Source organism: Mediterraneibacter flintii (genome assembly GCF_055387595.1).
The window spans coordinates 2,136,898-2,162,756 of the sequence record NZ_AP031405.1; the positions used below are offsets into that span (position 1 = coordinate 2,136,898).

25 protein-coding genes are annotated in these 25,859 nt (G+C 39.0%); 8 read left to right on the forward strand and 17 right to left on the reverse strand.

Annotated features, from left to right (window positions below; genetic code table 11):
• The first annotated feature begins 23 nt into the window (after positions 1–23).
• The gene (locus ACZ5C4_RS10085; protein ID WP_464520876.1) at positions 24–617 is read left to right on the forward strand and encodes a hypothetical protein; all 594 of its coding nucleotides are present in this window, start codon (positions 24–26) and stop codon (positions 615–617) included.
• Between the two features lie 161 nt (positions 618–778).
• Entirely contained in the window at positions 779–1,816 is a 1,038-nt protein-coding gene (locus tag ACZ5C4_RS10090; protein WP_464520877.1) for a LacI family DNA-binding transcriptional regulator, read from the forward strand.
• Positions 1,817–1,847: 31 nt separating this feature from the next.
• Here ACZ5C4_RS10090 and ACZ5C4_RS10095 read toward each other — a convergent pair whose 3' ends face one another.
• The 9 genes from ACZ5C4_RS10095 to ACZ5C4_RS10135 form a co-directional block, all read right to left on the reverse strand.
• Positions 1,848–2,408 (reverse strand): flavin reductase family protein, encoded by a 561-nt coding sequence (locus ACZ5C4_RS10095; protein ID WP_464520878.1) that lies wholly within the window; start codon positions 2,406–2,408, stop codon positions 1,848–1,850.
• 222 nt (positions 2,409–2,630) lie between these two features.
• Positions 2,631–3,641, reverse strand: coding sequence for a GGGtGRT protein (locus ACZ5C4_RS10100; RefSeq protein ID WP_464520879.1), 1,011 nt, complete (start codon positions 3,639–3,641; stop codon positions 2,631–2,633).
• 114 nt (positions 3,642–3,755) lie between these two features.
• Positions 3,756–4,448: an iron-sulfur cluster assembly scaffold protein gene (locus ACZ5C4_RS10105; RefSeq protein WP_464520880.1), complete on the reverse strand. Its 693-nt coding sequence runs from the start codon at positions 4,446–4,448 to the stop codon at positions 3,756–3,758.
• A 176-nt stretch (positions 4,449–4,624) separates the two neighbouring features.
• Positions 4,625–5,104 carry a CinA family protein gene (locus tag ACZ5C4_RS10110; protein ID WP_464520881.1) on the reverse strand — a complete coding sequence of 160 codons (480 nt, stop codon included), beginning with the start codon at positions 5,102–5,104 and terminating at the stop codon, positions 4,625–4,627.
• 1 nt (position 5,105) lies between these two features.
• Positions 5,106–5,648, reverse strand: a complete 543-nt coding sequence (gene pgsA / locus ACZ5C4_RS10115) for a CDP-diacylglycerol--glycerol-3-phosphate 3-phosphatidyltransferase (RefSeq protein ID WP_186874364.1) — start codon at positions 5,646–5,648, stop codon at positions 5,106–5,108.
• Complete coding sequence (rimO, locus tag ACZ5C4_RS10120; protein WP_464520882.1) at positions 5,645–6,970, reverse strand: 30S ribosomal protein S12 methylthiotransferase RimO; 1,326 nt, start codon at positions 6,968–6,970, stop codon at positions 5,645–5,647. The genes pgsA and rimO overlap by 4 nt, the downstream gene beginning before the upstream one ends.
• Positions 6,971–7,029: 59 nt before the next feature.
• Positions 7,030–7,272 (reverse strand): DNA-directed RNA polymerase subunit omega, encoded by a 243-nt coding sequence (gene rpoZ / locus ACZ5C4_RS10125; RefSeq protein WP_186874362.1) that lies wholly within the window; start codon positions 7,270–7,272, stop codon positions 7,030–7,032.
• 27 nt (positions 7,273–7,299) lie between these two features.
• On the reverse strand, positions 7,300–7,923 hold the full coding sequence (gene gmk / locus ACZ5C4_RS10130) for a guanylate kinase (protein ID WP_464520883.1): 624 nt from the start codon (positions 7,921–7,923) through the stop codon (positions 7,300–7,302).
• A gap of 35 nt (positions 7,924–7,958) precedes the next feature.
• Positions 7,959–8,837, reverse strand: a complete 879-nt coding sequence (locus ACZ5C4_RS10135; protein WP_464520884.1) for a YicC/YloC family endoribonuclease — start codon at positions 8,835–8,837, stop codon at positions 7,959–7,961.
• Positions 8,838–9,364: 527 nt separating this feature from the next.
• Here ACZ5C4_RS10135 and ACZ5C4_RS10140 point away from each other — a divergent pair.
• The 6 genes from ACZ5C4_RS10140 to ACZ5C4_RS10165 all read left to right on the forward strand — a co-directional run bounded on the left by ACZ5C4_RS10140 (position 9,365) and on the right by ACZ5C4_RS10165 (position 15,360).
• Positions 9,365–10,054, forward strand: coding sequence for a response regulator transcription factor (locus ACZ5C4_RS10140; protein ID WP_464520885.1), 690 nt, complete (start codon positions 9,365–9,367; stop codon positions 10,052–10,054).
• Positions 10,055–10,152: 98 nt separating this feature from the next.
• Positions 10,153–11,091, forward strand: coding sequence for an ABC transporter ATP-binding protein (locus tag ACZ5C4_RS10145; protein ID WP_464520886.1), 939 nt, complete (start codon positions 10,153–10,155; stop codon positions 11,089–11,091).
• Complete coding sequence (locus ACZ5C4_RS10150; RefSeq protein WP_464520887.1) at positions 11,069–11,755, forward strand: ABC transporter permease; 687 nt, start codon at positions 11,069–11,071, stop codon at positions 11,753–11,755. Before ACZ5C4_RS10145 ends, ACZ5C4_RS10150 begins: the two co-directional genes overlap by 23 nt.
• A 13-nt stretch (positions 11,756–11,768) precedes the next feature.
• Positions 11,769–12,500, forward strand: a complete 732-nt coding sequence (locus tag ACZ5C4_RS10155; RefSeq protein ID WP_464520888.1) for an ABC transporter permease — start codon at positions 11,769–11,771, stop codon at positions 12,498–12,500.
• Positions 12,501–12,520: 20 nt separating this feature from the next.
• A complete protein-coding gene (locus ACZ5C4_RS10160; RefSeq protein ID WP_464520889.1) occupies positions 12,521–13,411 on the forward strand; it encodes a sensor histidine kinase in 891 nt (296 codons plus the stop codon).
• Between the two features lie 212 nt (positions 13,412–13,623).
• The gene (locus tag ACZ5C4_RS10165) at positions 13,624–15,360 is read left to right on the forward strand and encodes an Rqc2 family fibronectin-binding protein (protein ID WP_464520890.1); all 1,737 of its coding nucleotides are present in this window, start codon (positions 13,624–13,626) and stop codon (positions 15,358–15,360) included.
• Between the two features lie 114 nt (positions 15,361–15,474).
• Here the strand turns inward: ACZ5C4_RS10165 and gnpA are convergent, their stop codons facing one another.
• The 8 genes from gnpA to ACZ5C4_RS10205 form a co-directional block, all read right to left on the reverse strand.
• A complete protein-coding gene (gene gnpA, locus ACZ5C4_RS10170) occupies positions 15,475–17,637 on the reverse strand; it encodes a 1,3-beta-galactosyl-N-acetylhexosamine phosphorylase (protein ID WP_464520891.1) in 2,163 nt (720 codons plus the stop codon).
• Between the two features lie 22 nt (positions 17,638–17,659).
• Entirely contained in the window at positions 17,660–18,817 is a 1,158-nt protein-coding gene (locus ACZ5C4_RS10175; RefSeq protein WP_464520892.1) for an iron-containing alcohol dehydrogenase, read from the reverse strand.
• Complete coding sequence (locus tag ACZ5C4_RS10180; protein WP_464522331.1) at positions 18,814–19,827, reverse strand: aldo/keto reductase; 1,014 nt, start codon at positions 19,825–19,827, stop codon at positions 18,814–18,816. Before ACZ5C4_RS10180 ends, ACZ5C4_RS10175 begins: the two co-directional genes overlap by 4 nt.
• A gap of 43 nt (positions 19,828–19,870) precedes the next feature.
• A complete protein-coding gene (locus ACZ5C4_RS10185; RefSeq protein ID WP_464520893.1) occupies positions 19,871–20,704 on the reverse strand; it encodes a carbohydrate ABC transporter permease in 834 nt (277 codons plus the stop codon).
• Between the two features lie 3 nt (positions 20,705–20,707).
• Positions 20,708–21,595 (reverse strand): carbohydrate ABC transporter permease, encoded by an 888-nt coding sequence (locus ACZ5C4_RS10190; RefSeq protein WP_464520894.1) that lies wholly within the window; start codon positions 21,593–21,595, stop codon positions 20,708–20,710.
• A 104-nt stretch (positions 21,596–21,699) separates the two neighbouring features.
• Positions 21,700–23,025, reverse strand: a complete 1,326-nt coding sequence (locus tag ACZ5C4_RS10195) for an ABC transporter substrate-binding protein (RefSeq protein WP_464520895.1) — start codon at positions 23,023–23,025, stop codon at positions 21,700–21,702.
• A 16-nt stretch (positions 23,026–23,041) separates the two neighbouring features.
• Positions 23,042–24,265 carry an amidohydrolase family protein gene (locus ACZ5C4_RS10200; protein ID WP_464520896.1) on the reverse strand — a complete coding sequence of 408 codons (1,224 nt, stop codon included), beginning with the start codon at positions 24,263–24,265 and terminating at the stop codon, positions 23,042–23,044.
• 113 nt (positions 24,266–24,378) lie between these two features.
• Positions 24,379–25,854, reverse strand: a complete 1,476-nt coding sequence (locus ACZ5C4_RS10205; RefSeq protein ID WP_464520897.1) for a serine hydrolase domain-containing protein — start codon at positions 25,852–25,854, stop codon at positions 24,379–24,381.
• Between the last annotated feature and the right edge of the window lie 5 nt (positions 25,855–25,859).

The following is a 25,859-nucleotide window of genomic DNA, read 5'->3' on the forward strand; positions in this document are numbered from 1 at the left end:
TTTGTGCAGAAAGGATGTTGTATATGTTTCGTTTTAACAGAGGGAATCTTGCAGAACAAGATTTTCATCAGCCTAACCACTTACAGAAAATCGTATCTGAAGAGTATCATTTGATTCCGTTTCAAGTTTATGGAGTAGGTATCCTACATCCAGATACGTGGCAGATATATGTAAATCCCAGTAAGTCTTTCGCATTTCACGATGGCTTCGCTAAAATCGATCGTTCTGCTGATAAGCGCAGCCCTGACCAGGCCTCCCTATCATTGAGGTGGGCAAAGCTAAAGAAGGAGACAACGATCGATGAGTATATGCAGGAAATTCAAGTGCAGTATAAGAGGAAGCAAAAGAAAAACAAAAAAGACCGCTTTGAGATCGTCTCTATAGAACCAGCAGAAGGATTGCCGCATAAGGCTTACCTTATGCACTCTTCTATTCGGGCTAACCATTCTGTTTACCGTTCCTTCGGAAAAGAAGAAACAATATTGTCGCTACAACTCACTACTTACTGTGATGTAACCAAGCGCCTGGTCATTGCAAGTATAGCTTCTACACCGGAGGACTTTAAGCAAAAGGAGGAAATGTATAAAAAGATATTATTTTCTTTGACCTGTCACTAAAGAAATATATACAGCATTTTTTCAAGAGGACATCTCTCCTGCCAGAGTATTAACTTATAAAAGAGAGATGTCTTCTTATTTTCTTTTTTCCTGAAAAATGTTATACTACAACTATATTAATTAATATTCGGAAACAATATCAGGTTAAGGGGATAAAATTTATGGATAAACATTCTTATACAATAGCTGAGGTCGCTAAAATGCTTAAGGTTTCTCCTTCTACAGTATCACGTGCTATCAATAATGCCCCTGGAGTCAGTGACTCTGTAAGAGAAAAAATTCTTAATTTTGTAGATGAGATCGGTTACCGTCCCAATACAATCGCCCAGAGCTTAAGCCGCGGTAAGAGCAATATGGTAGCATTGATCCTCGGTGATATACGGAATCCATTTTATGCTGATCTCGCTTTTGGAATCCAGAAAAATTTAGATACACACGGCTATATCGTCACAACTTTTAACAGTGAATATGATTTTCGCAAGGAATTAGAGTTTATTCAATTTGCCAAACAGTATCATTACTGTGGAATCATTCTTGTAACTGTCAACAGCAAAGAAGCCGATAAGTATATCAATAAGCTGGAGCTTCCTATTCTGCTTGTCAACCGTATCACTGAACATTACAGTGGCTCCTTTGTCGTCACAGATAACTTTCAGGCGGGTTATATCGCTGCCAGACATCTGATCAATCTCGGACATAAAAAAATTAGCTTTATGTCCGGACATCATAAAAGCTCTACAGCTTCTTACCAGCGTTTTTTAGGGTACCGGCAGGCTCTCAAAAATTATTGCCTGACATATAATGAACAGTATTGTCTCTTTGATCTGAACTGGAAGATGGAAACAGGCTATGAGGCTGCGAAAAAGATTTTTTCCCTGTCCTCTTCCCCTGATTTTCCTTCTGCTTTTCTTTTATCAAATGACCTACTTGCTCTCGGTTTCATGGATTACTGCGAAGAACATGGTATACGAATACCAGATGATATATCCCTCGTTAGCTTCGATAACATCGTTTATTCCGGACTACACCGGATACAGCTTACTACTGTCAGCCAGCATGTAGAGAAAATATCATCGGAAGCTTCTAAGGTTATGATCGATCTGCTGGAGGAACCTTCGAAAGAGCCTAGAAAGATTATCATAGAACCCACTTTAATCGAACGAAATACTACGCGTGCATACAAAAATGCTGAATCTTGAAATTAAGATTCAGCATTTTCATAATTTATATCTATTTTAGCATATTCCCATCTTTAAATGCATTTCCGACTTTCTCCCCCAATGCCAGATAAGTATAATTTACAGGATCAAATGTAATTGGCTTTAATTTTGCCGGATCTATTTTTCCGTTTTCATCCAATATTTTTTCATCCGCATTTACATTTACAATCTCTCCCACTACACGTTCATATTCTGTATCGTAGCTAATAAGCCTGCACTCCAGCGCCATAGGGAATTCCTCTATCAGTGGCGCGTCAACGAATTCACTTGGAAAGGTGTGAAGTCCCGCCCTTTCTAGTTTATCTGGCACTTTATTTCCTGAAACGATTCCCACATAATCCGCCTCCACAACATGCGCTTCATCTGCCATACTAACAGTAAACGCCTTACGCGCCAGAATATTTTTTACAGTTTTATGTCCCGCACTTAAGCACATGGAAATCTGATTAGACTCGCTGATTCCTCCCCACGCCGCATTCATAGCGTCCGGTGTTCCATCTTCCCCATAAGTAGCAATAATCAAAACCGGTTGTGGATACGTAAACGGTTTTGCTCCAAAATTTTTTCTCATTTTTCTTCCTTCCTTTCCCTGTTCATATTCTTCCTTCCTGCCAGGAGAGCCTCCTATATAGTCATCCTGCCCGATAGAGCCACAGTAAAAATACTGTTATCTAAATTATACAATAGTCTACATAAAAATAGTCGGTAACCAGCCTGCAGAATGAAGTCCATCGCATACAAAAGCGAATAGAAAACCCCAGTGATGCACCACTGGGGTTTTACTGTAGGTTTCTTAGAATTTACCTTCTTTATGTGCTTCTTCGATGCTTACAGCAACCGCTACCGTCATTCCGACCATTGGATTGTTTCCTGCACCGATAAGTCCCATCATCTCTACGTGAGCCGGCACAGAAGAAGATCCTGCAAACTGTGCGTCAGAGTGCATACGTCCCAGGGTATCTGTCATTCCATAGGAAGCCGGCCCTGCCGCCATATTATCTGGGTGAAGAGTACGTCCTGTACCGCCGCCGGAAGCTACAGAGAAATATTTCTTTCCTGCCTCTACACACTCTTTCTTGTATGTTCCCGCAACTGGGTGCTGGAAACGTGTCGGGTTTGTAGAGTTTCCTGTGATAGAAACGTCAACACCTTCCTTCCACATGATTGCGACACCTTCACGTACATCATTTGCCCCATAGCAGTTTACTTTTGAACGAAGTCCGTCTGAATAAGCAGTTCTGGATACTTCCTTCAATTCTCCTGTATAGTAGTCATACTCTGTCTGTACATATGTAAATCCATTGATTCTGGAAATAATCTTTGCCGCGTCTTTTCCAAGACCGTTTAAGATAACACGCAGTGGTTTTTTGCGGACTTTGTTTGCTTTCTCTGCAATACCGATAGCGCCCTCTGCCGCTGCGAAAGATTCATGCCCTGCAAGGAATGCGAAGCAGTCTGTCTCCTCCTCCAGAAGCATTTTGCCAAGGTTTCCATGTCCTAAGCCTACTTTTCTCTGATCTGCAACCGAACCTGGAATACAGAATGCCTGCAGTCCTTCTCCGATTGCCGCTGCCGCGTCTGCTGCTCTTGTACACCCTTTTTTGATCGCGATTGCCGCGCCAGTGATATATGCCCAGCATGCATTCTCAAAACAGATTGGCTGGATTCCCTTAATCTGATTATAAACATCCAGTCCGGCATCTTTTGTAATCTTCTCTGCTTCTTCCAGAGAAGCAATGCCATAGCTATTTAATACTTCATTGATTTTATCAATTCTTCTTTCATATGATTCAAATAAAGCCATTCTATTGTCCTCCTGATTATTCTAATGTTATCTGTATCCATTTGCCGCGGATGCAAAATGAACTTTGTTCCTGCCAGTGTGGTTCACTTCTGCATTTTCTGCCCGCCTTTTTGACTATTCTTTACGTGGATCGATAATTTTCACTGCATCAGCTACACGGCCATACTGTCCTTTTGCTTTTTCCCAAGCATCATTTGGTGTATCGCCTGCCTTGATAAAGTCAGTGAATTTTCCAAGACTTACGAACTGGTATCCTATGATCTCATCTTTCTCATCCAGAGCAATACCTGTTACATAACCCTCTGCCATTTCCAGATAACGAGGACCTTTTGCCAATGTTCCATACATTGTTCCTACCTGAGAACGCAGTCCTTTTCCAAGGTCTTCTAATCCTGCACCGATCGGAAGCCCGTCTTCTGAGAAAGCGCTCTGTGTTCTTCCGTATACAATCTGTAAGAACAATTCTCTCATTGCTGTATTGATTGCATCACAAACTAAGTCTGTGTTTAATGCCTCTAAAATTGTTTTTCCCGGAAGGATCTCAGATGCCATAGCTGCAGAATGAGTCATTCCAGAACATCCGATTGTCTCAACCAGCGCTTCCTGAATAATTCCGTCTTTCACGTTGAGCGTCAGCTTACATGTTCCCTGCTGCGGAGCACACCAGCCTACACCGTGTGTCAAACCGGAAATATCCTTGATCTCTTTTGCCTGCACCCATTTTGCTTCTTCCGGAATCGGAGCTGGTCCGTGATTAGCACCCTGAGCCACCGGACACATCATTTCTACTTCATGTGAATAAATCATGTTAAAACTCCTTTCAAATATCTATAATTTTCTTCCTATACGGCACGTTGCCTTTTTCCGCACAAAAACGGACGACCTCACGCCACCTGCCGCGAAAGGTCAGCCCTGCACCATATACAGGTATTTTCGCACAATTTTCGACATTCGTCAATCGGTACTTTGTACAAGTTTCCACGCTAATTCGGTCTTTCCTCTAACATTTCAAGCAGCATCTTAAGCGCCGTCTGTACAGTCATCAGCCGGTTCTCCATCCGGCTTCCATTAAAGTGACATTCCTTCACTGTCACATTGCCGTCCACGAAACAACCGATATAAACAAGACCCACCGGCTTCTCTTTTGTTCCCCCACCTGGTCCGGCGATTCCCGTCGCACTCAACGCCGCCTCTGCTCCTGCCGCTTTCGCTGCTCCAAGAGCCATCTCTTTTGCAGTCTGTGCACTAACGGCACCATAGTTCTCCAACGTCTCACGCTGCACGCCCACCAAGCGTTCTTTTGCTTCATTAGAATACGTAATGTATCCTTCACACAGTACCTTTGATGCTCCTGCCGCATTGACAAGCGTTCCTGCAATGAGCCCTCCTGTGCAAGATTCTGCCGTAGTAACTGTCATATGACGTCTAAAAAGCGCTTCAACCACTTTTTCTTCTAATTCCATTTTACATGCCTCCTTGTGTCAGCACCTGCTTATTTTTCATAATATAGTCAAACAGTGAAATGAGCGTAAGCGCGAGCGCAATCCAGATGAGAATCTCTCCAATTACATCAAATACACCTCCAAAATCTGCAATTAGAACAATGATCATTGCCATCTGGAATACGGTCTTAAATTTTCCCCAATAGCTTGCAGCAATCACAATTCCATTGTCGGATGCCACCAGCCTGAAGCCACTGATAATAAATTCTCTTGCAATAATCACAATCACAATTCCGGCAGAAAGCTTTTTCTGCGGAATCAAACAAATCATAGCTGAGCATACGAGCAGCTTATCTGCAAGCGGATCCATAAATTTCCCAAAATTTGTCACTAGATTGTATTTTCTTGCTATCTTCCCATCCAGCATATCTGTTAGGCTGGCAATCACGAAAAGTGCAAGAGCAATCCACTTATTTGCTGCTCCTCCTACATCTGTAAGCATAAAAAACACAAAAAAAGGAACCATTATTACTCTTAAAACCGTCAGTTTATTTGGCAGATTCATTCTACTAATCCTCCTATCAAATCATAATCTATGGCGCCTGTTACCTTCACCTTAGCGAAGTCTCCGGATACCAGCACCTCTTCTGTATTGATGAATATCAGCCCGTCCACATTTGGTGCATCCCGATAAGTGCGTCCTACATATGCATTCTCATCTGCAACCTTTCCCTCTACCATCACCAATACTTCTTTTCCAACCATCGCATCTGCATTGTCGAAGGCAATTTCCTGCTGAAGCTCCATCAGCTCCGCCTGTCGCTCCTCTTTTACCTCCTCTGGAATCTGATCCGGCATGCCGGCTGCGGGGGTATCCTCTTCCGCGGAATATGTAAATACACCCAAACGGTCAAATTCCATTTCATCTATAAATTCCAGCAATTCTTCATGCTGCTTTTTTGTCTCTCCGGGAAATCCTGTAATCAAAGTAGTCCGCAGGCAGATGTCCGGAATTTCTTTCCGCAGCTTTGCAATCATTTCTTTTATTTCCGCCTTTGTGGTTCTTCTTCCCATCCGTTTTAAAACCGCATCACTTGCGTGCTGGATCGGCAAATCCAAATAGTGGCAGATCTTCTTTTCTTCCTTCATCACCTGGATAAGCTCCTCTGTGATCTCCTCCGGATAGCAGTATAGTAACCGTATCCACCTAAGTCCTGCAATTTTGCATAATTCTTTCAATAGAAGAGGCAGTGTTTTCTTCCCATATAAATCTGTTCCGTATAGCGTCGTCTCCTGCGCTACTAAAATCAACTCTTTGACTCCCTGCTTTGCAAGTTCTTCTGCTTCCTTTAAAAGTCGTTCCAGGGGAACACTTCTAAAATTCCCCCTTATTTTAGGTATGATACAGTATGTACAGCATTTGTCACACCCTTCCGCAATTTTCAGATAGGCAAAATGTCCTCCCGTAGTGACAAGCCGCTTTGTATCCACGAGTGGAAGCATATCCTTGTCCTTGAGTATCACTTCACTTTTGCCTTTCAGTGCTTCGTCCACTGCTTCCAATATTTTATCATATGCAGTCACGCCCAGAACAATATCCACCTCCGGTATCTCCTGTAAAATCTCCTCGCGGTATCTCTGTGCGAGACAGCCTGTCACAATCAGTGCTTTTACTTTTCCGTTCTTTTTATATTCTGCCATCTCTAGGATGTTCTGGATACTTTCTTCCTTCGCATCATGGATAAAGCAGCAGGTATTGATCACAATTACGTCCGCCTCTGCCTCATCATCTGTCATCTGGTATCCTTTCGAATCTAAAAGTCCCAGCATCACTTCTGTATCCACCAGATTCTTATCACATCCAAGAGAGATAAACAATACCTTCATCCTTGTCTCCTTTACAGTGGAAAGGACAGATACCACACATGCGCATCTGTCCTTTCTTTTTATTCTTCTGCGTTTTCAGCGATAATCTTTAACTTTCCTTCATTCAGTTCTTCGATTGCAATGGAAAGCGGCTTCTCTCCGTTTTTTGTATGAACGAGAGATGGTTCTCCATCTATGAGCTGTCTCGCCCGCTTGGATGTCGCAAGAACAATCGAATACCGGCTGTTTACGATCTTTGTCTCTCCCTCTTCAACATCCTTATTTACCACTTTCATTAAATCTGTATAAGATGGGTGCAGCATAATCCTTTCTCCTTTCTGATCCCTTTTTCAAATTTTTCTTAATTCTTCTTTTATTTCCTGTATAAATTCACTGTTACGGCTGCTGCGCAGATGTTCTCCCTGGATAATGGCATGCATCTCTTCTACACAGGCTTTCAGATCATCATTGACAATCAGATAATCGTAGAGCTCCATGCCTTCCGCTTCCTGGGCAGCCCGCTTCATACGGGACTCGATCATTTCCATTGTCTCCGTTCCTCTCCCCACCAGACGCTTTTTCAGTTCTGCAATCGACGGCGGCGTGACGAACAAAAGCAGCGTATCCGGAAACTTCTTTTTTACCTTCAATGCACCCTGGATTTCAATTTCCAGAATCACATCTTTTCCGGAATCGAGCATTTTTTCTACATATGCTTTCGGTGTCCCGTAATAATTTTCCACATATCTAGCATACTCGATCAATTCCTCTTTCGCAATCATTTTTTCAAATTCGTCTTTTGTCTTGAAAAAATATTCTCTGCCCTCCTGTTCCCCTTCTCTTGGGCTTCTTGTAGTAGCAGAGATAGACAATGCATACGTTTCTTCATACTTAGAAAGTAGCTCCTTCATCAGTGTTCCTTTTCCGGCACCGGAAAATCCAGAAACAACAATCAGAATCCCTCTTTTTCTCATATCTTTCTCCAACTTTTTTATACTTCGTTATCTTTTTATTCTATATTTTGTATCTGTTCTCTGATTTTTTCGATCTCTGTCTTTAGCCCGATCGCATAATTAGATACTTCCAAATCATTCGCTTTCGAAAGAATGGTATTTGCCTCTCGGTTCATCTCCTGAGCAATAAAATCCAGCTTCCTGCCGATCCCTTCTTTTTCCTCTAAAGTCTTCCGCATATTCAAGACATGGCTTTTTAGCCTCACCACTTCCTCATCTGTACAGATTTTATCTGCAAACAGAATCACCTCCGCTGCAATCCGGCTTTCTTCTATCTGCGTATCGCAAAGTAGTTCCTTTACCTTAGTCTCCAGTTTTTCTCTGTATTCTGCCATAATCTGGGGCGAACGCTCCTCCACTGATGCAATCAGCTTCTCCATTCCCGTTAATTTTTCAAGAATGTCTTCTTTTAAATGTCTTCCTTCCGCAGTACGCGTCTCCACAAACTGCTGGAACGCTCCGGTAAGCGCATCCTTTAATCCCAGCCAAAGCTCTTCTTCATCCTCACACTGTTCCTCTAACGTAAGTACCTCTGGATAACGGGACAAAGCGGACACCTTGACATCATTTTCTAAAGAAAATTCTTCCTCCATCTGCTTTAAATACTTCAAGTATTCACCTGCAAGAGACGCATTATACTTCAAAGCCCCTTCTCCTTCAGATAAATTCTCATAGGTGATGAATATATCCACCTTTCCGCGATTTGCATACTGTTTCAGCAGATTTCGGATTGCTGTTTCAAAAAAATTCAGTTTCTTTGGCATACGGATATTGACGTCCAGATAGCGGTGATTCACACTTTTTAGTTCCACCGTATATTTTCTGGAATCCTTTTGTATCTCACATCTTCCATAGCCAGTCATGCTTTTTATCATATTATGTATCCCCTGTTTTTATAATTAAAATTGGAGCCAGTACAAAAGGCAGATATTTCTCCTTTGTACACCTACGCTATTATACCCCCTACAATAGTGTGAGGTCAACCTTCAAACAGTCTTTTTTATGTCTTTGGGAAAATCCCTTATAGCCTCAAAATACAGCTTCTCTTTTTAAAAATAAGTAACAGTCCAGCCCGCGCTATTCCTAAAACCGCACTTCGTGCTTATTGCGGCTGAGCTGATACAAAAATTAAGTAAAAACTCCTTCTTTTTGACAAAATATAAGCTGCTTGTGGTATAATTTAAAAAAATATGAAAGGCTGGTGCAAAACTAAGCAGTGTCTGACTATCAGAAATATAAGAAAATATAGAAGCTGCCATTGATGAAACCATGGACAGCACCAACCTGGAAGTACAGGCAAACTTCAAGCGATATTTGGGTAATAACCAACCTGCACCAGAGGAATATATTATACTATTACTCAAAAATAGAGGAAGTTATAGTTTGAAAAGTGAGATAAAATATGCAGTATAAAATTTTAATAATTGAAGATGATGTGGAAATCAATAAATTATTATCCGATTTTTTGACAGAAAACAAATACGAGGTAATCAGTCAATATGACGGACTGCGTGTATTGGAAATTCTGCAAAAAGACACAATAGATTTGGTGATTCTTGATATTATGTTGCCGTATCGGAGTGGTGATGTTGTTCTTTCCGACATAAGAAAATCTGACACTGTTCCAGTTCTTATTATATCTGCAAAAGAAACAACCCAGAACAAAGTGGATTTATTACGTTTGGGGGCAGATGACTATATTACGAAACCTTTTGATATGGAAGAAGTGCTTGCTCGAATTGAAAGCAGCTTACGGCGAGTGCAATTTCAGAAAGCACCGCAAAGCCGGTTACAGTATGAGGATTTAATTTTAGATATAAATAAAAATACAGCTTTCTTACAAGGAAAGGAATTGTCTTTAACCGCAAAAGAATTTGCAATTTTAGAATTAATGATGAAGTACCCAGATAAAATATTTTCTAAAGCAAACCTCTTTCAAAATGTTTGGAACACCGAGTATATCAGCGAGGATAATACATTAAATGTCCATATCAGTAATTTGCGTAATAAACTGAAAGTATTATGCCCTAAAAAAGAATATATAGATACTGTCTGGGGGATTGGCTATCGTCTGCATAAAGCTAGGAGTTAAACTCTTAGCTTTATGATTTTTTTAACTTTTCCCTGTATGATTTAAGAAATTCTTTATAATTGCTGTTTATACTGAAGCTATAGAGGAGGTCTGTTATTATGAGCGAAGTTATTTTAGAAACAGAAAATCTTACAAAAAAATATAAACATACTTTGGCATTAGACCATATCAGTTTGCAAATTGAACAAGGAAAAATCTATGGCTTTATCGGACAAAATGGAGCAGGAAAAACTACTTTATTGCGATTGGTAACAGGATTAGCGTTTTCAACAAGCGGAACGCTTAGTTTATGGGGAAAATCAAATCCGGCAGAATTGCAGGAGCAAAGGAAAAGAATTGGCTGTATGATTGAAACTCCTGCATTATTTCCGAATTTGACTGCTTTCCAAAATATGGAGATACAACGTATTCAACGGGGGATTCCCGATAAGGAAGTCATTGAAAAGACTTTAAAATTAGTGGGCTTACATCAGATGAATAATAAACGAGTCCGTAATTTTTCGTTGGGAATGCGGCAACGTCTTGGAATTGGAACAGCACTTTTGAACACGCCGGAGTTTTTGATTTTAGATGAACCAATTAACGGGCTTGACCCGGCGGGGATTGTTGATGTCAGAAATTTGTTAAAGACATTGAACAGAGAATACGGAATGACAATTCTTGTTTCAAGCCATATTTTAGAAGAATTGTATCAGACTGCAACGGAATTTATTTTGATTGATAATGGAAAAATCATTGAAAAAATTTCTGCTCAAGAATTAGATGAGCGTTGTAAACGCCACATTGCCATTCAAACTCTTGATACAAAACAGGCACTTATTGTTTTAAGCGAACAGCTTTGTACAGATAATTATAAAGTAATGCCAGATGGAACAATCCGATTGTATGACTACTTAGACAATATAGAACAGGTTGCAAGGGTATTCTCCGATGCGCATATTCTTGTGACAGGTCTTACACTATCTGGCGATACATTGGAAGATTATTTTTTAAGCAGAGTAGGAGGATTTAAAAATGGTAAATCTTCTGAAAGCTGAAATTTATAAACTGGTTCATAGCCAAAGTTTTTTGATATTAGAAGTATTATCCTTTCTTTTGTATGGTGTACTTTTATTGGACAGTAAAGGTTTAACGACAGATTTTTTTTGTGCGGCATTATATAATACACCGCTGCTGTATTTCCTAATAATTATTTTTACTGCACTTTTTGTAGGAAACGACTTTGGACAGCAAACCTTACATACTTATATCTATACAGGGCATAAACGAAGTTCTATTTTATTTGCAAAAACATTTATTTATATAATTGCGTGCATGATACTTCTACTATTACCCATAGTATTTTATGGAATTGTAGGTATATTAAAATTCAATCTTCCAATATGTATCAACTGGACAGATGTTTTTATTATTTTAATTTCAACAGTCTCTATGTGTTTTCTTCCATTTATTCTTGCAATTATTTTCCGAGATACAGGGAGAAGTCTGGCAGTATCTATAACCGTTTTCTTTTTGATGATTTTTGTTATGAACGGAAATCACGCGCAACAGATAGGAATGTTTTTGCCAATGGGACAATTTCGCCTTATTGCTTTACAACAAAATAGTTTCCTATTGCCGATAATTCCAGTAGATATTTTGTGGATTTTAGTTTTATATTTTGGAGCTGTTGTCATTTTTAATCGTTCCGATTTAAAATAAAGGGGGTATCTAAATGAGTAATTTACTTAGAATGGAAAAATATCATTTATTGCATAATCGGGTGTATTGGCTTGGTGCGGCAACGGTTTTTTTGATTGGTTTTTTTACGGCAGATACTTATGTGCAAGACTTGATTTATAGTGCAACTGCCATATCTCTTTCTGGTATTTTTGACAAAATGGTTTATGACTCTACTTTTTTGCTCATTATCATTTCTTGTCTGCTTGCATTGATTTTAGGGCAGGAATTTTCCAATCGCACGATTGTTTTAGAGATCACTGCAGGACATTCAAGAAAAGAAATTTTTATTAGTAAGGTTATTGTATATCTGATTTTCTTTAATATTATGGCAGTTATTTATCCATTTGCAGGGTGTTTAAAAGAATATGGATATTTCAGTATTCCAGATATCGGAAATTTTATTTATCATGTCGGAAAAAACATATTCTATTCATTTTTACTAAATAGTGGTATTTTTTTTGTTGCAATATGGATTTGCTTTTGCTTTAAAAATACTGCTAAATCTGTAGCGGTTACAGCAGTCACGCTATTTGTGTTAAGTTTATATTTAGGGTATGGAATGATGATGAAATTTCCTGTTTCATTTTTACCAACTTATCAAATTCGGTTAGCAGTTAGTAATATAAAATTTGTTCTTTTTCCAGCGGTTATGGCAGGTGTTCTATGGATAGGTATATTCGCTATTCTAACATGGCGTAATTTCCGGACAAGTGATTTTAAATAAATGAAAAGAAGGTGTCTGGCGTGAAAACAGCAATATTTATTTTAATATTTTTTTGCTTGATATTGCTTTGGAAACATTTACTGCTAAAACGGCAAATACGAAATATAACAAAACAAATCACAAACTTAGTCAGCGGAAATTCTCAAAAAATGTTAGATATTTCTCTCGTTGACAAAGACTTAGAAAGATTAGCGGCAATATTGAATAAATATAACAATAAGCAACGTCAGACTGTTGCACAGGCAATACGACATGAGGAATATTTAAAAGAATCCATTGTCAATATTTCACATGATTTACGAACACCATTAACTGTAATACTGGGACATTTGCAATTACTTCAAAAATCAGAATCGAAAATAGAGCAGAAACAGCGTGTATTAGTAATTTTGAATAAAGCAGAAAAAATGAAATCTCTTATATCCGATTTTTACGAAATTTCTGTTTTAGATACAAAAAATGTGATGCCCGAAAAAGAGAAATTTAATTTATCTAATCTATTGCTTGATTTGATTGCCGAAAATGCACCATCTTTAGAGAAAAGAGGGATTTTGCCTAAATTTCATTTTCCAGATTATTCTGTTATGCTTGTTTCTGACCGTATCATGGTAGAACGAATTTTTCAAAATTTGATAACTAATGCGGTACGGTATAGTACGGGAACAATAAATTTAAGTTTGACCCAAAAAGAAAACGGCAAAATTATTTTCTCTATTGAAAACCCAGTATCCAAAGACACAAAATTAAATCCTGACAGACTGTTTGAGCGTTTTTATACAGGCGATAAATCAAGGCATAATGAAAGTACAGGGATTGGACTTTCTGTTGTAAAAATATTAGTGGAAAAACTGGACGGAGCTGTTTCAGCCAAACTTCATCAAGAAAGATTGATTGTGACGTTAGAAATTTAAGGGTATAATCGGTTCAAACCGGGTCATTATGAATGGAAACCGTATGCAGAATAAGTAAAAACAATTTGAGAAAATTATAGACAATTGGATGCAATCTGATGAAAGCAAGCCTTAAATGTGGTATAATTATTGCATTAAGTTTAAGACTACGATTTTACTATTTCCGAACAGGAAAACACATAGAGATAATACTATATGAATTGAGGATAATTATGGCTTTTGATGGAATTGTCGTGGCGAATCTCGTCTATGAATTAAAAACAGAACTATTAAATGGAAGAATTACAAAAATTGCACAGCCCGAGCCAGATGAACTACTGTTGACTGTGAAATCTGCTGCCGGCCAGAAAAGGCTTTACATCTCGGCCAGTGCTTCTCTTCCTTTGATTTACCTGACAGAAGAAAATAAACCCAGTCCTATGACTGCCCCCAACTTCTGTATGCTCTTGCGCAAGCATATAAACGGTGGGAGGATTGTGAATATATGGCAGCCTGGATTAGAGAGAATCCTGCATTTTACAATCGAACACCTGGACGAATTGGGAGATCTGTGCCAGAAGGAGCTGGTTGTGGAAATCATGGGAAAGCACAGTAATATTATCTTCTGCGATGCCAAAGGAAACATCATTGACAGCATTAAACACGTCTCCGCACAAATGAGCTCTGTGCGCGAGGTCCTGCCTGGAAGATCCTATTTCATCCCAGACACGATGAAAAAAGCAGATCCTTTCTGCGTATCAGAGGAAATGTTTCTTTCTCTGCTGACAGAAAAGGCAGCGCCTCTTTCGAAAGCAATTTACACAAGCTTTACGGGTATCAGTCCAATCGTGGCAGAGGAAATTGCATTTCTGTGCGGCATAGATTCTTCAATCCCGGCAAAGGAGTTTTCCGGTGACGTACTGCATCATCTGTACAATCAGTTTCATATTTATTTGTCTGATATAAAGAACAACAACTTTACACCTGCCATCTACTACGACGGTGCAGAGCCAACGGAATTTTCCTCTCTGCCTCTCACCCATTTTAAAAACTGTAGCCGCAGAGAGTTTTCTTCCATCTGTCTTGTCCTTGAAACCTATTATTCCCTGCGCAATACTCTTACCCGTATTCGGCAGAAATCAGCGGATCTGCGCCACATTGTTCAAACTGCATTAGAACGAAACCGAAAGAAATATGACTTGCAGCTCAAACAACTAAAGGATACTCTAAATCGTGATAAATACAAAATATATGGGGAATTGATTCATACTTACGGATACAATCTGGAGGAAGGTGCAAAAAAATTGGAAGCTCTAAATTATTATACAAACGAAATGGTTTCCATTCCTCTAGATGCGGGGAAAACGCCGGCAGAAAATGCACAGCGCTATTTTGATAAATACAACAAGCAAAAGCGCACTTTTGAGGCACTTTCCCATTTAAGCCAGGAGACAAAAGAAGAAATTTTATATCTGGAATCTATTCAAACTGCACTGGATATTGCGCTGACAGAGGAAGATCTCGCGGAGATTAAAGAAGAACTTATTCGTTCCGGATATATGCGCCGGAAGTTTACAAGAAAAAAAATAAAAATTAAAAATCGTCCACTCCACTATATTTCCAGTGACGGATTTCATATGTACGTTGGAAAAAACAATCTGCAAAATGACGAACTCACCTTTGATTTTGCCGTTGGAAACGACTGGTGGTTCCACACAAAAGATGCTCCTGGTTCTCACGTCATCGTCAAATCAGAAGGACGTGAGCTTCCGGACTCTACATTCGAAGAGGCAGGCAGGCTTGCCGCCTACTATTCCAGTATGCGCGGCGGCAAAAAAGTGGAGATCGATTACGTAGAAAAAAAACATGTTAAAAAGCCTAAGGGCGGCAAACCAGGATTTGTCGTCTACTATACCAATTACTCACTTATTATAGACAGCGATATCCGACAAATCACACCGGCAGATTAAGCCTTTATGTAAAAACAAACAGACAGCACTTTTCCTTCTGTGCTACCGTTCATTTTAAGCATCTATTATACAGAATCGAAATGCTGTCTGTTTTGTTCTGCTAGATTCCCTCTCCTACAATTGTATAAAACAGCTTTCAAACGCTTCCAGTTCTACTTCCCGTCTTTTCCCTTTCAACCAGATGGTTGTACTTTGTCTCTTCTCCGTATTATTAATGATAATCGCAGTATCTACATTCGGGAAAACGGTACATTCTGTATACAAATTTTCCGTAATTCCCTCCTGTTCTAAAGATTCTCCTGTTCCATATAGAATTAAGTTCTGAAGCATTCTTATATTTTCTAAACTAAGTTCATAGCCTCCCATATAAATGCCTGTTCCCTTTCCTGCCTTATATAACGTAAGCGTAGGAATGCCATCTTCCTCTAGAAGAACCTGTGCTTTCCCATCTGTAAGATAGATGTTTTCTTTTTTCTTTACATACGCGTTTGAAGGTATCAATCCCTTTATTCTTCTTGCCTCGAATTTCCATTTGCCATGGCAGACACGTTCTCCTCTATCCTCATCTACCCCTAATATATGGGCCATCCGAAAATAGGTATCTGCTCCAGGAGCCGCAGAGGGTTCATTAACCCCAATAAATACACCACCCTCATATACCCATTGAGTCAGTTTTTCTATGATTTCTGTCTTATTCCACACTTCTCCCCCACTCCATGCACTCCCTCCATATCCTGCATTAATAACTACGTCAAGTTCCTTAAGCGTTCCGTTTTTTATATCCTCAAAGCTTAGAAACGTTACATCAAATGGAAGTCCTGCTAAACTTTCATTGATATGAATCAAATCGTGCTTATATGTCTCATGGAAATGGCCGGACAATGTCCAAGATCTAAGGCTTCCCCAATAATGCAGCACTCCGATTTTCGGTTTTAGCACAGCCGGTCTCCCACTTTCATGCAATTTCCGGATCTTCCTAAATTCTTTTGCTATACAGGTAATATATTCTTCAAATTCTGGTGCCTTTTCTACTAAATGTAGATAACCTCCCAGGCCAATTCGTTCAACCGGAGCACGCAGAATTCCCCGTCTTACTGACTGCCAGTATTTCTGTGCATCTTTTTTTGGATTTCCTCCTTCTAAAAAGCTTGGAGAGCCATCCACTCCCGTAGGAAACAGATACGGATGAAGTCTTAACTCATGGATTTTTACATCCACTCCACTACACAAACGTGCCTCATACCCATGAAAGACACATTTGATTATTCCATCAAATCCAAAATCTTTAAAATGTATACCGTATGGTTCTATTCCTACCCAACTATCATCATAAAAAACATATGCTTTTTTTCCATATTTGTGTACAATTTCAATTAATTCTTTTCCGAAAGAAACCACAAATGTATTAATAAATTCCATCCAGTCTCTTTTTCTTTGATTCCCCGGCATATGAGTAACATGCAACTTTCCTTGATTTATAAAATCTTCCGCAGACAGAGCATAGCCATAACATGCCTCAAATTCCTTTAATGCTTTTGGACTAACTGTAAAATCATACGATGCCCAGTCTGTAAACCAATTTAATTTTCTTTGAGAGCTCCCCCATATCCAGACAAAATTATAGAATAAGGAAGTAAATCTTACTACATTTGTATGCGGATGTCGTTCACACCACTGTCTAAGCCAGTCTTTCATATAGTCTCTTACCTCCTTATACCGAGGATCTATTTGCAGGAGGTGTTCTTTATCCCAATGGTTTGTCTTATGATTATACATAGAAATCTCTTCCCAAATTCTATACGCCAAAAAAGAAACCGTATATTTGTGCCATGGGAGGATTCCTTTTATTTTTACACACTGTTCTTCTTTCTCATAATGCCAGCAAGCTCTATCTATCTTTTTGCCCGTCGTCCGATCAAATACTTCCCAATATTCTAAAGACTCTACACTGTCATTTATTTCAAACTGTTCTTCTGAAAAATCCTTTAAAAGAAAAAATGATATTTCATTTGACCAAGCTGTTTCTGGCTGTGTCATTAAAAACGTCTGCTGTAATCTATTTCTGTTTTTTTCTGCCCATGCATTGTGGTCCCTTATGATACAGATTGTAGAATAAATGTCGTACCTTGCTTCTAAAATTTCTGAAGACAGTTCTGTCCCATCACTGTCCCGTATCACATCTGCTCCCCATTTCTCTGCCAGTCTAAGCGTCAGTGCCTCATATCCAGCTTCCCCTGGAAGTGTAAAACCACCAGATTCCACTCTGTCCTTTGTCATGTCATACCTCCTTGTCTTTTTCTTAAGTCCAAAGCCTTGTATATATTTGAATGATGTCCGATTTTGTGACCTCTTTCCTCAAGTTCTGCGGACTTCCACTTATAAGGGCATCGTCTGCCATCTTGTCTATTACCTTTAAGAAATATTCTTTGTCAATTCCATATTCCTCCGCTGTCGGTATTTTACAAAGCTCACACAGTGCCTCCAACCTTTTCAAAAATCTCTCTGCATTCTCTTTTGTATCTTTTCCTGACGCAGCCAGCTGAACTCTTCTCGCTAAAATTTCCATTCTCTCATAAGAGCTGTCTGCCATAAAATACATACATTCTTTCAAAAGCATTGCATTTGCCAGGCCATGCGGCACATGAAACAAAGCACCGATTGGCCGACTCATCCCATGAATCAATGTTACCGAAGAATTATTGAATGCAATTCCCGCCTCTAAAGCAGCATATGTCATTTGTATCCGTCCTGTTTTGTTTCTTTCGTCTTCTGTTACAACCGGCAAGTACTTCATAATTCTCTGAACTGCCGACAGTGCAAATATATCGCTCAAAGGCTGTGCTTTTTTCGACAGAAAAGCTTCTATACCGTGAATCAGGGCGTCCATTCCTGTAGATATAGTAACCATTGTAGGTGTCGTCATTGTAAATTCCGGTACTAAAATAACAAGTCTGGGCATCAGTTCCTTCGCACCTATCAACATCTTAATATCTCTTTTCGTATCTGTAATGATCGTAAATTGAGTTGCCTCAGATCCTGTTCCTGCCGTTGTAGGCACGGCCACCATAAAAGGAAGTGGATTTAAATCCGCCTTATTTCCCATATAACTCGCTATCTCCCCCGGATTTGAGATTAGTAGTCCGACCGCCTTCATAACATCCAGGACACTGCCCCCACCTATTGCCATCAAAAAATCACAGTTTTCTTCTCTGTAAAGTTCTACCCCGTCCATCACCATTTTATCTGTAGGTTCACTGTCGATCTTATCATAAATAAACCAACTATATCCTGCCGTTTTTAATATTTCCGTAAACCTGGTAACAAAACCTAATGCGATGTTGCACTGTGCAGTTACAATAAATCCCTTTTTCAGCCCTCCTGGTATTCTTTTCATTCCTTCTTCTATCGCATTTTCTCCCGATAGAATCATCTCTGGCATACTAAATGTGTGTGTCATCTTTCTTCTCCTTGTCTATTTCCTCCGCTGATTCTGTCTATCTCTTTTAATTCTTCTTCAGAGAATGTATGATTTCCTATCACTTTCATATTTTCCTTAATCTGTTGTGGCGTAGAAGCGCCAATGAGCGCACTACAGATTTTATCATCTTTTACAACCCACGCCAAAGCCATCTGTGCAAGTGTCTGTCCCCTTCTGTTCGCAATTTCATTCAACTGCTTAATCTGCATTTTTTTTTCTTTTGTTAAACAACTCGGTTTTAAAAACCGTGGATCTTTTGCAATTCTGCTATTATCGGGGATTCCCTTTAGATACTTATCTGTTAAAAGCCCCTGCGCTAGAGGACTAAATGCCACCACTCCGATCCCATTTTCAGAGGCAAATTCTTTTACTCCATCTTCTTCGATTGTTCTGTCAAAAATCGAATATCTTCTCTGATTGACAATACACGGACATTCTAATTTTTTTAATATCTCTGCTGCTTGCTTTGTATATTCTTCATCATAATTTGAAATTCCTATATACAATGCTTTTCCACTTTTAACGATATATGCCATTGCCTCCATTGTTTCCTCCAACGGCGTCATTTTATCCATACGATGATGATAAAATATATCTACATATTCACATCCTAATCTCTTTAGACTCTGTTCCAGACTTGCAATCAAATGTTTTCTGCTGCCCCAGCTTCCATACGGTCCTTCCCACATATCATAGCCAGCTTTTGTACTAATAATCAGCTCATCTCTGTATGTCTGCAAATCTGTCTTAAGTATTCTTCCAAAATTTTCTTCTGCGCTTCCTGGCTCTGGTCCATAATTATTTGCCAAGTCAAAATGTGTAATTCCCTGGTCAAATGCCGTAACACACATATCACGCATCATGTCAAAACTATTATGTATTCCGAAATTATGCCATAGTCCCAAAGAAAGAATAGGGAGCTTTAGCCCACTCTGCCCACATCTTCCATATTCCATATTCTGATACCGGCTCTCATTTGCCCTATATATTTTCTCCATATTCTGTGCTCCTATTTGTTATCCCTGTCTATCCTTATTCTTTTACTGCTCCCATCACAACACTGCTCATAAACTTATCCTGGAATATAAAAAATACAATCAAAAGAGGAATTGTAATCAATACACATCCTGCAAAAATCAATTCCCAAGGTATTACATAACTTGTTCCTGTATCGCTTAATGTTGGTAAAATAACCATAATCGGCATATACTCTTGTTTTGTAATCATCGTTCTCGGCATCAAATAATCATTCCATTTTCCCAAAAACATAATGATTGCAAGAGCGCTTGTCGCTGGTTTTACCATCGGCATCACAATCTTTGAATATACTGTCCACTTTCCTGCTCCATCTAAATAGGCGGACTCCATAACTGAATCCGGCAACCCCTCCATATATTGTTTATACATATACATTGCCAGTACATTGGCAATTCCAGGCAATATTTGCACCTGATAAGAATTCAGCCAATGTAATTTTGAAAACATAATAAACAATGGAGTCATATTTACTTCCAACGGAAGCATCATCGTTGCTAAAAAGAAAATAAATAGTCCGCGTTTAAAACGAAATTTAAATTTTGCAAAAGCATACCCTGCCAGTGACGCCAAAATAAGTATTACAACCGTAGATACAATGGATACACCAATTGCATTAAAGAATGTTCTTGATATAATGTGAGAATTATAATTCAATAATCTTGAAAAATTTTCCAATGTAAAGTGAATGGGCCATCCGGACGCATTGACCGTTAGCTCTGACGAAGTCTTAAACGCTCCTGCAAACATAATGAAAAATGGATATAATGTGATAAAAGAAAAAAATATCAGTATCACATGTAGGCTTATCCTGCTAATCTTTTTCTTCATCTTTTACACCCCTCCTTTTTCATTAAAAATAAGCATATAAACCAACGTAAAAATCAAAATTACTGCAAAAAGTATCCACCCTGCTGCTGATGCCATTCCAAATTGTCCGCCATCCAGATTGCTGACAATTACATTCACAAAGGGGGCTGCCGCGATCGGCATTGAAGTAGCTGTCACATTATTTGTAACTAAAGCAGGTTCTGTGTAAATTTTGATAGAGGACATTGTCTCTGTAATAATCAGAAATGAAATAATCGGCTTCATAATCGGTAGTATTACATAACGAATCTGTTTCCACCGGCTTGCCCCATCCAACCTTGCTGCTTCAATCAAATCTGTACTGACTGTGCTCATTCCAGAAAGCAAAATCAAAAAATACCATCCCATAGTCCTCCAGATGATCAAAATAATCACCGGTATTTTTATATAATTTAAATTTGTTAAAAATGGAATTGATGTTCCTAATAATTGATTTACCACACCAATATTTGTCCCAAAAATAACTCCAAAAACCATTGATGCAGCAACTGTTGCACAAAGCTGGGGAAGATAAAATATCGGCTTATAGATTCGCTGTGTACGCTTGCCTACCATACAGTAAACGGCATATGCCAATATAAATCCGATCACAAGACAGGGAATCAAATGTGAAATATAATAGATCATTGTATTTCCCATTTGTCGCCAGGTTGAACCCATACTAAGTAAATTTTTATAATTTTCTAGTCCGATAAATTTTGCTTCTCCATATCCTCTATATTTAAAAAAGCTCAAAACAAAAGAATAGACTGCAGGAATGACTGTAAATATCAGATGCAGTACCAAAAATGGTACCAATAAAAACAGTATAAATCCCTTGTCAGATTTTCTTTTTTTCTTTATTCTCTTCATTTGCGTCTGCTCCTCATTTTACTTACATATAATTATGGCTCCGCTTTTATGAAATATCGACTTTGTACCAAATGTACAAAGTCGATATTTTTTACTCTGCCGTTTTAATCATATGCATTTCCAATCTGCGCTTTCATTTCATCTTCTGCAGTCTGTAATGCGGTATCTAAATCCATCGTTCCAGATAAATACTCTCCTAAGTACCGTACAATAATAGTTTCTTCCAGAGAAGAGTTTGGCGTGTATGGATATACACTTAATAAATCCATCGCTTTAAATTCTGTTTCCATTCTGTCTACGCCAAAATAGTCATTCTCCACAAGAAATTCTTCACTTTCTGCACACGATTTCAGATATGGAATAATTCCCCTCTCACTGTGGAACAGTGCACTTGCACTTTCTTCTGTATAACAGAATTTTGTCAGAAGTTCTACACAAAAGTCTGCATTCGGGCTTAGGTCATTGACCATCATCAGTTTCGCACCGGATTCCGATCCTCCTGCGATTTCTTCAGGCCACAGGGCAAGCCCCCATTTTCCTGCTAAATCTGGGCATTGGTTCGGCAGATGATTAGAGGTAAACCATCCTGCCAGTACCTGTGAACATATTGTACCGTCATTTAAAGCCGCATACCATTCTTCTGAAAAATCTTGAATCGTAGTACTTACCACTCCTGATTCCCTCATTTTCGTATAAAATTCAAACGCGTCCTTCACTCCTGGATCCGATGCGCAGATATAATTTCCTTCCTCATCTGACAGCCGCGCTCCATTTCCAGTAAAATATGCAAACAAGTCATATCCTTGAGGCACTTCCGTATAATTCTCAATATAAGAATCTGGATACACTTCCTGTATCTTCTTTCCTGCTTCAATCAAATCATCTACTGTTTTGCATGCATTGGGATCTACGCCCGCCGCTTCAAACATGTCCTTTCTGTATGCCCATATCTTTGTCTTTACTTCCGCAGGAAATCCCATGTACTGATCCTCATATTTCATAAGGTTAACAACCCCTGTAAGAATCTCATCCCCTTTTTCCTCATATACATCTGATACATCTCTGATAATATCCATTTCATAATATTCTGGCACTTGTGCCCAGTTACAGGTAATAATATCCGGCATTTCATCTGTTTCTCCGGAAGCCACCATCTTTCTCATGGTTTCCATGATGTCAATCGGACCGCTTCCTCCTGTCACTACTTCAATCTCTACCTTATCTTTATATTCTGGAAAAGTGTCTAAAAATACTTCCCACTCCGTCTTAGCGTTGTCTACCCCGCTGTCCCACTCCATTAATGTAATCTTGATTTTCTCATCTTCACTCTCCCCATCTTTTTTCCCTTCTTGGCTGCTTCCGCAAGCAGCAAGTCCTGCTACCATTGTCATACTCATCAATACCGCAAGTACTCTTTTTCCTATTTTCATAAACTTTGTCCTCCTTTTATACAGTAAAATGTTTATGCAGTCTCATAGCATTTTTGTATAATATGTTCTCTGCTGTTTCTGCCGCATGCTCCTCGGACATAAATCCGTTTTCTACTGCTCTGCTTAATACGGAATTCAATGCATTTCTGGCTGTTTTTGCTGCCATCCACCCTTTTTCTGGAATACCGCCTTGACCGCTTCCCACTACAATTTTAGTAAACGGAGCATAACTCATCAGTTCCTCTAATGTTCTCTCACTGGCAAATGATGTCCATGACAACGCGCAAGACATATCAATATATACATTCGGAAAGAATGCTGCCATCATGGAAAGATTTCTAAGCCACGGATATCCTCCATGCAGAAATACCACTTTTGTATTTCTAAATGCAGGCTTTGTTAAAAACAATGACAATGCAAATGGTTCTCCATCGAACATGCTGCCCTGTTTCACTGTAACCTGTCCTGCAATCCCCGGTTCTCCAAGATAAGTAGAATGTCCTGTAATCCCCGAATGAATATGCAAAGGCACATCCAATTCCTGACACAGAAGCATTGTCTCTGTCAACATCGCTAAATAAATAACCTTCAGTTCTTCTCTTCCATGTACTTTTGCTCCCGCAAATGCCTCTCTTGCTTCTTCTTTATACACCGGTCTTGCCTCTGCATGTGAAAACACTTCCGATAAATGGCATTTAATTCCTGTATAGTGTGGATCCTCAAATGCTTTTTTTGTTTCCTCAATAAAACGTTCCAAGAGTTCATCATAACTGTTTGTCTCTTTTAACAGTTCAAATACTTTGTGATCAAATGAGTATAAGCGAAGTACTTGAAATCCTGGAATTTTATCTTCTACATCCTCTCCGACTGGATTGTCTGTCTCTAAGACGCCTCCGATTAAGTTTCCTTCTGCATACAGCATCTGTGTATATTTCTGTATGCCATGCTCCTCTACATACTGATTTCTTCTTTCTATTACAGTTTCAAGGATGGGGTCGCATGAAAAAAGTTTGGCAAGATGACAAATTGTAGAATATACTACGCCTGTACTTTTTGTGTGCAGAATTAATTCTTCCGAGAATCCCCCATACAGCGGATCTCTTAAATCTCCACTCGGTGGTTCCATACGATCTTTTAATGCTTGGTATCCTTTTAGAAAATCAAATGGAGTAATACGCTCCTGGTTCCCATCAATGGAATGTGCATGATTATCAAAACATGGTATCTTTGAAAAATCCATAATATCCTCCTGTTCTTTTATAAATTATCGATAATTTATTTACTTAAATTATATCTTTTTTCGGTATCTTTTACATAACACAAAGGAATCCAAACATGACACTATGTCACTTCCTAATTCCTTATTCCATTAATGCTGTATTCCTTTTTTCCGTATTTTACTGTGTGCCGATAATGTACTTCCACTGTCTCTTTTTGCATCTTAATTCGCATAATATCTACAAAAGGAGTTTCTGTATATGCCAACTTTATCACATATTCCTCTCCCTGCCATGCACCCGTGCATGCCACCCTCTGGAAAAAAATAACCTTGTCACATGAAAAGCCATCTGGGTCATATCCATTCTGATTTGACAACCATTTTTCATACCCTATCTCGACCTTAAAACTACCTTTTGAAGTAGTAATTGTAATGACATTCGGGCTATTTTCTTGGAACTCTAATTCCAATGTCTGTATATCCATCTCATTTTCTGACATATGGTATTTTCGTCTCACATGTTTCTTTCCACTAGCAGGATATTTTGAACCTTTTACTATAGGTAGCTTTAAATTTTCTAAAACTCTGTTTAATTCTGCTTCTGCTTTTTTATCTGCAAATGGCACATCCACAGCAGGAAGCAAATTTCTCCATATCACATCCAATATCCTGCCTGGTTCTTCACAACCTGCTGCCACGGCAATTGTCATATTTTGTTTCGGCAGAATTATACACATCTGCCCAAAAATTCCATCTCCACGATAACCTTCTTTCTCTTTGCAGTGCCAAAACAGATAGCCGTATCCACTTTTCCAATCTTCTGTAAATTTTCCAAATCCTTGTCTGTATCCTAACTCCTGATTTTTTGCGTTATCTATATTGTCTATCTGTAATTTTCCTGCTTCTGTAACCCACTTTTCAGACAAGATCTGCTTCCCTTTCCATTTTCCTTTGTTCAGATATAAAAGAGCAAGCTTCGTCACATCTTCTGCTGTCGCATTCAATCCATTAAACCCTGTATTTAACCCTTCCGGAGACGTCTCCCACCAAATGTTTTCTGAAAATCCTAATGGCTTAAAGAGGCGTTCCTTCAAATATTCAAATACCGTCTGTCCGGTTAGTTTCCAAATCACCGCACTTAATAAATATGTAGAACTGCTGATATACCGAAATGTCTTTCCTGGCACTTCATCAATGTATGTACTTAGCAGAGAATATGTCCAGGATTCTCCGTCAGAAAATATGTTTCGCTCATCCCTTTGTCCTGTACTCATAGTCAATACATGCCGGATTTTTAATTTCTCCATATTTTTGCATGGTGCTGCTGGAAGAATATCATCTAAAATATCCAGTACATAATCTTCCGTTGAAAGTAATCCCTCAGAAACTGCGAATCCTACTGCCGTTCCTACAAAACTTTTGCTAACAGAATACAAAATATGATTATATTCCGGACGATATGGTTCCCACCATCCTTCTGCAATTACTTTGTTATTTCTTGTAATCATTACAGAATGTACATTCCATTCCCCTAGTTCTTCATACATCTTAGCAATCCCTGCTGGATCCACACCGCAGGAAGAAGCCTTTGCACGTTCTAACGCTTCCAAATAAA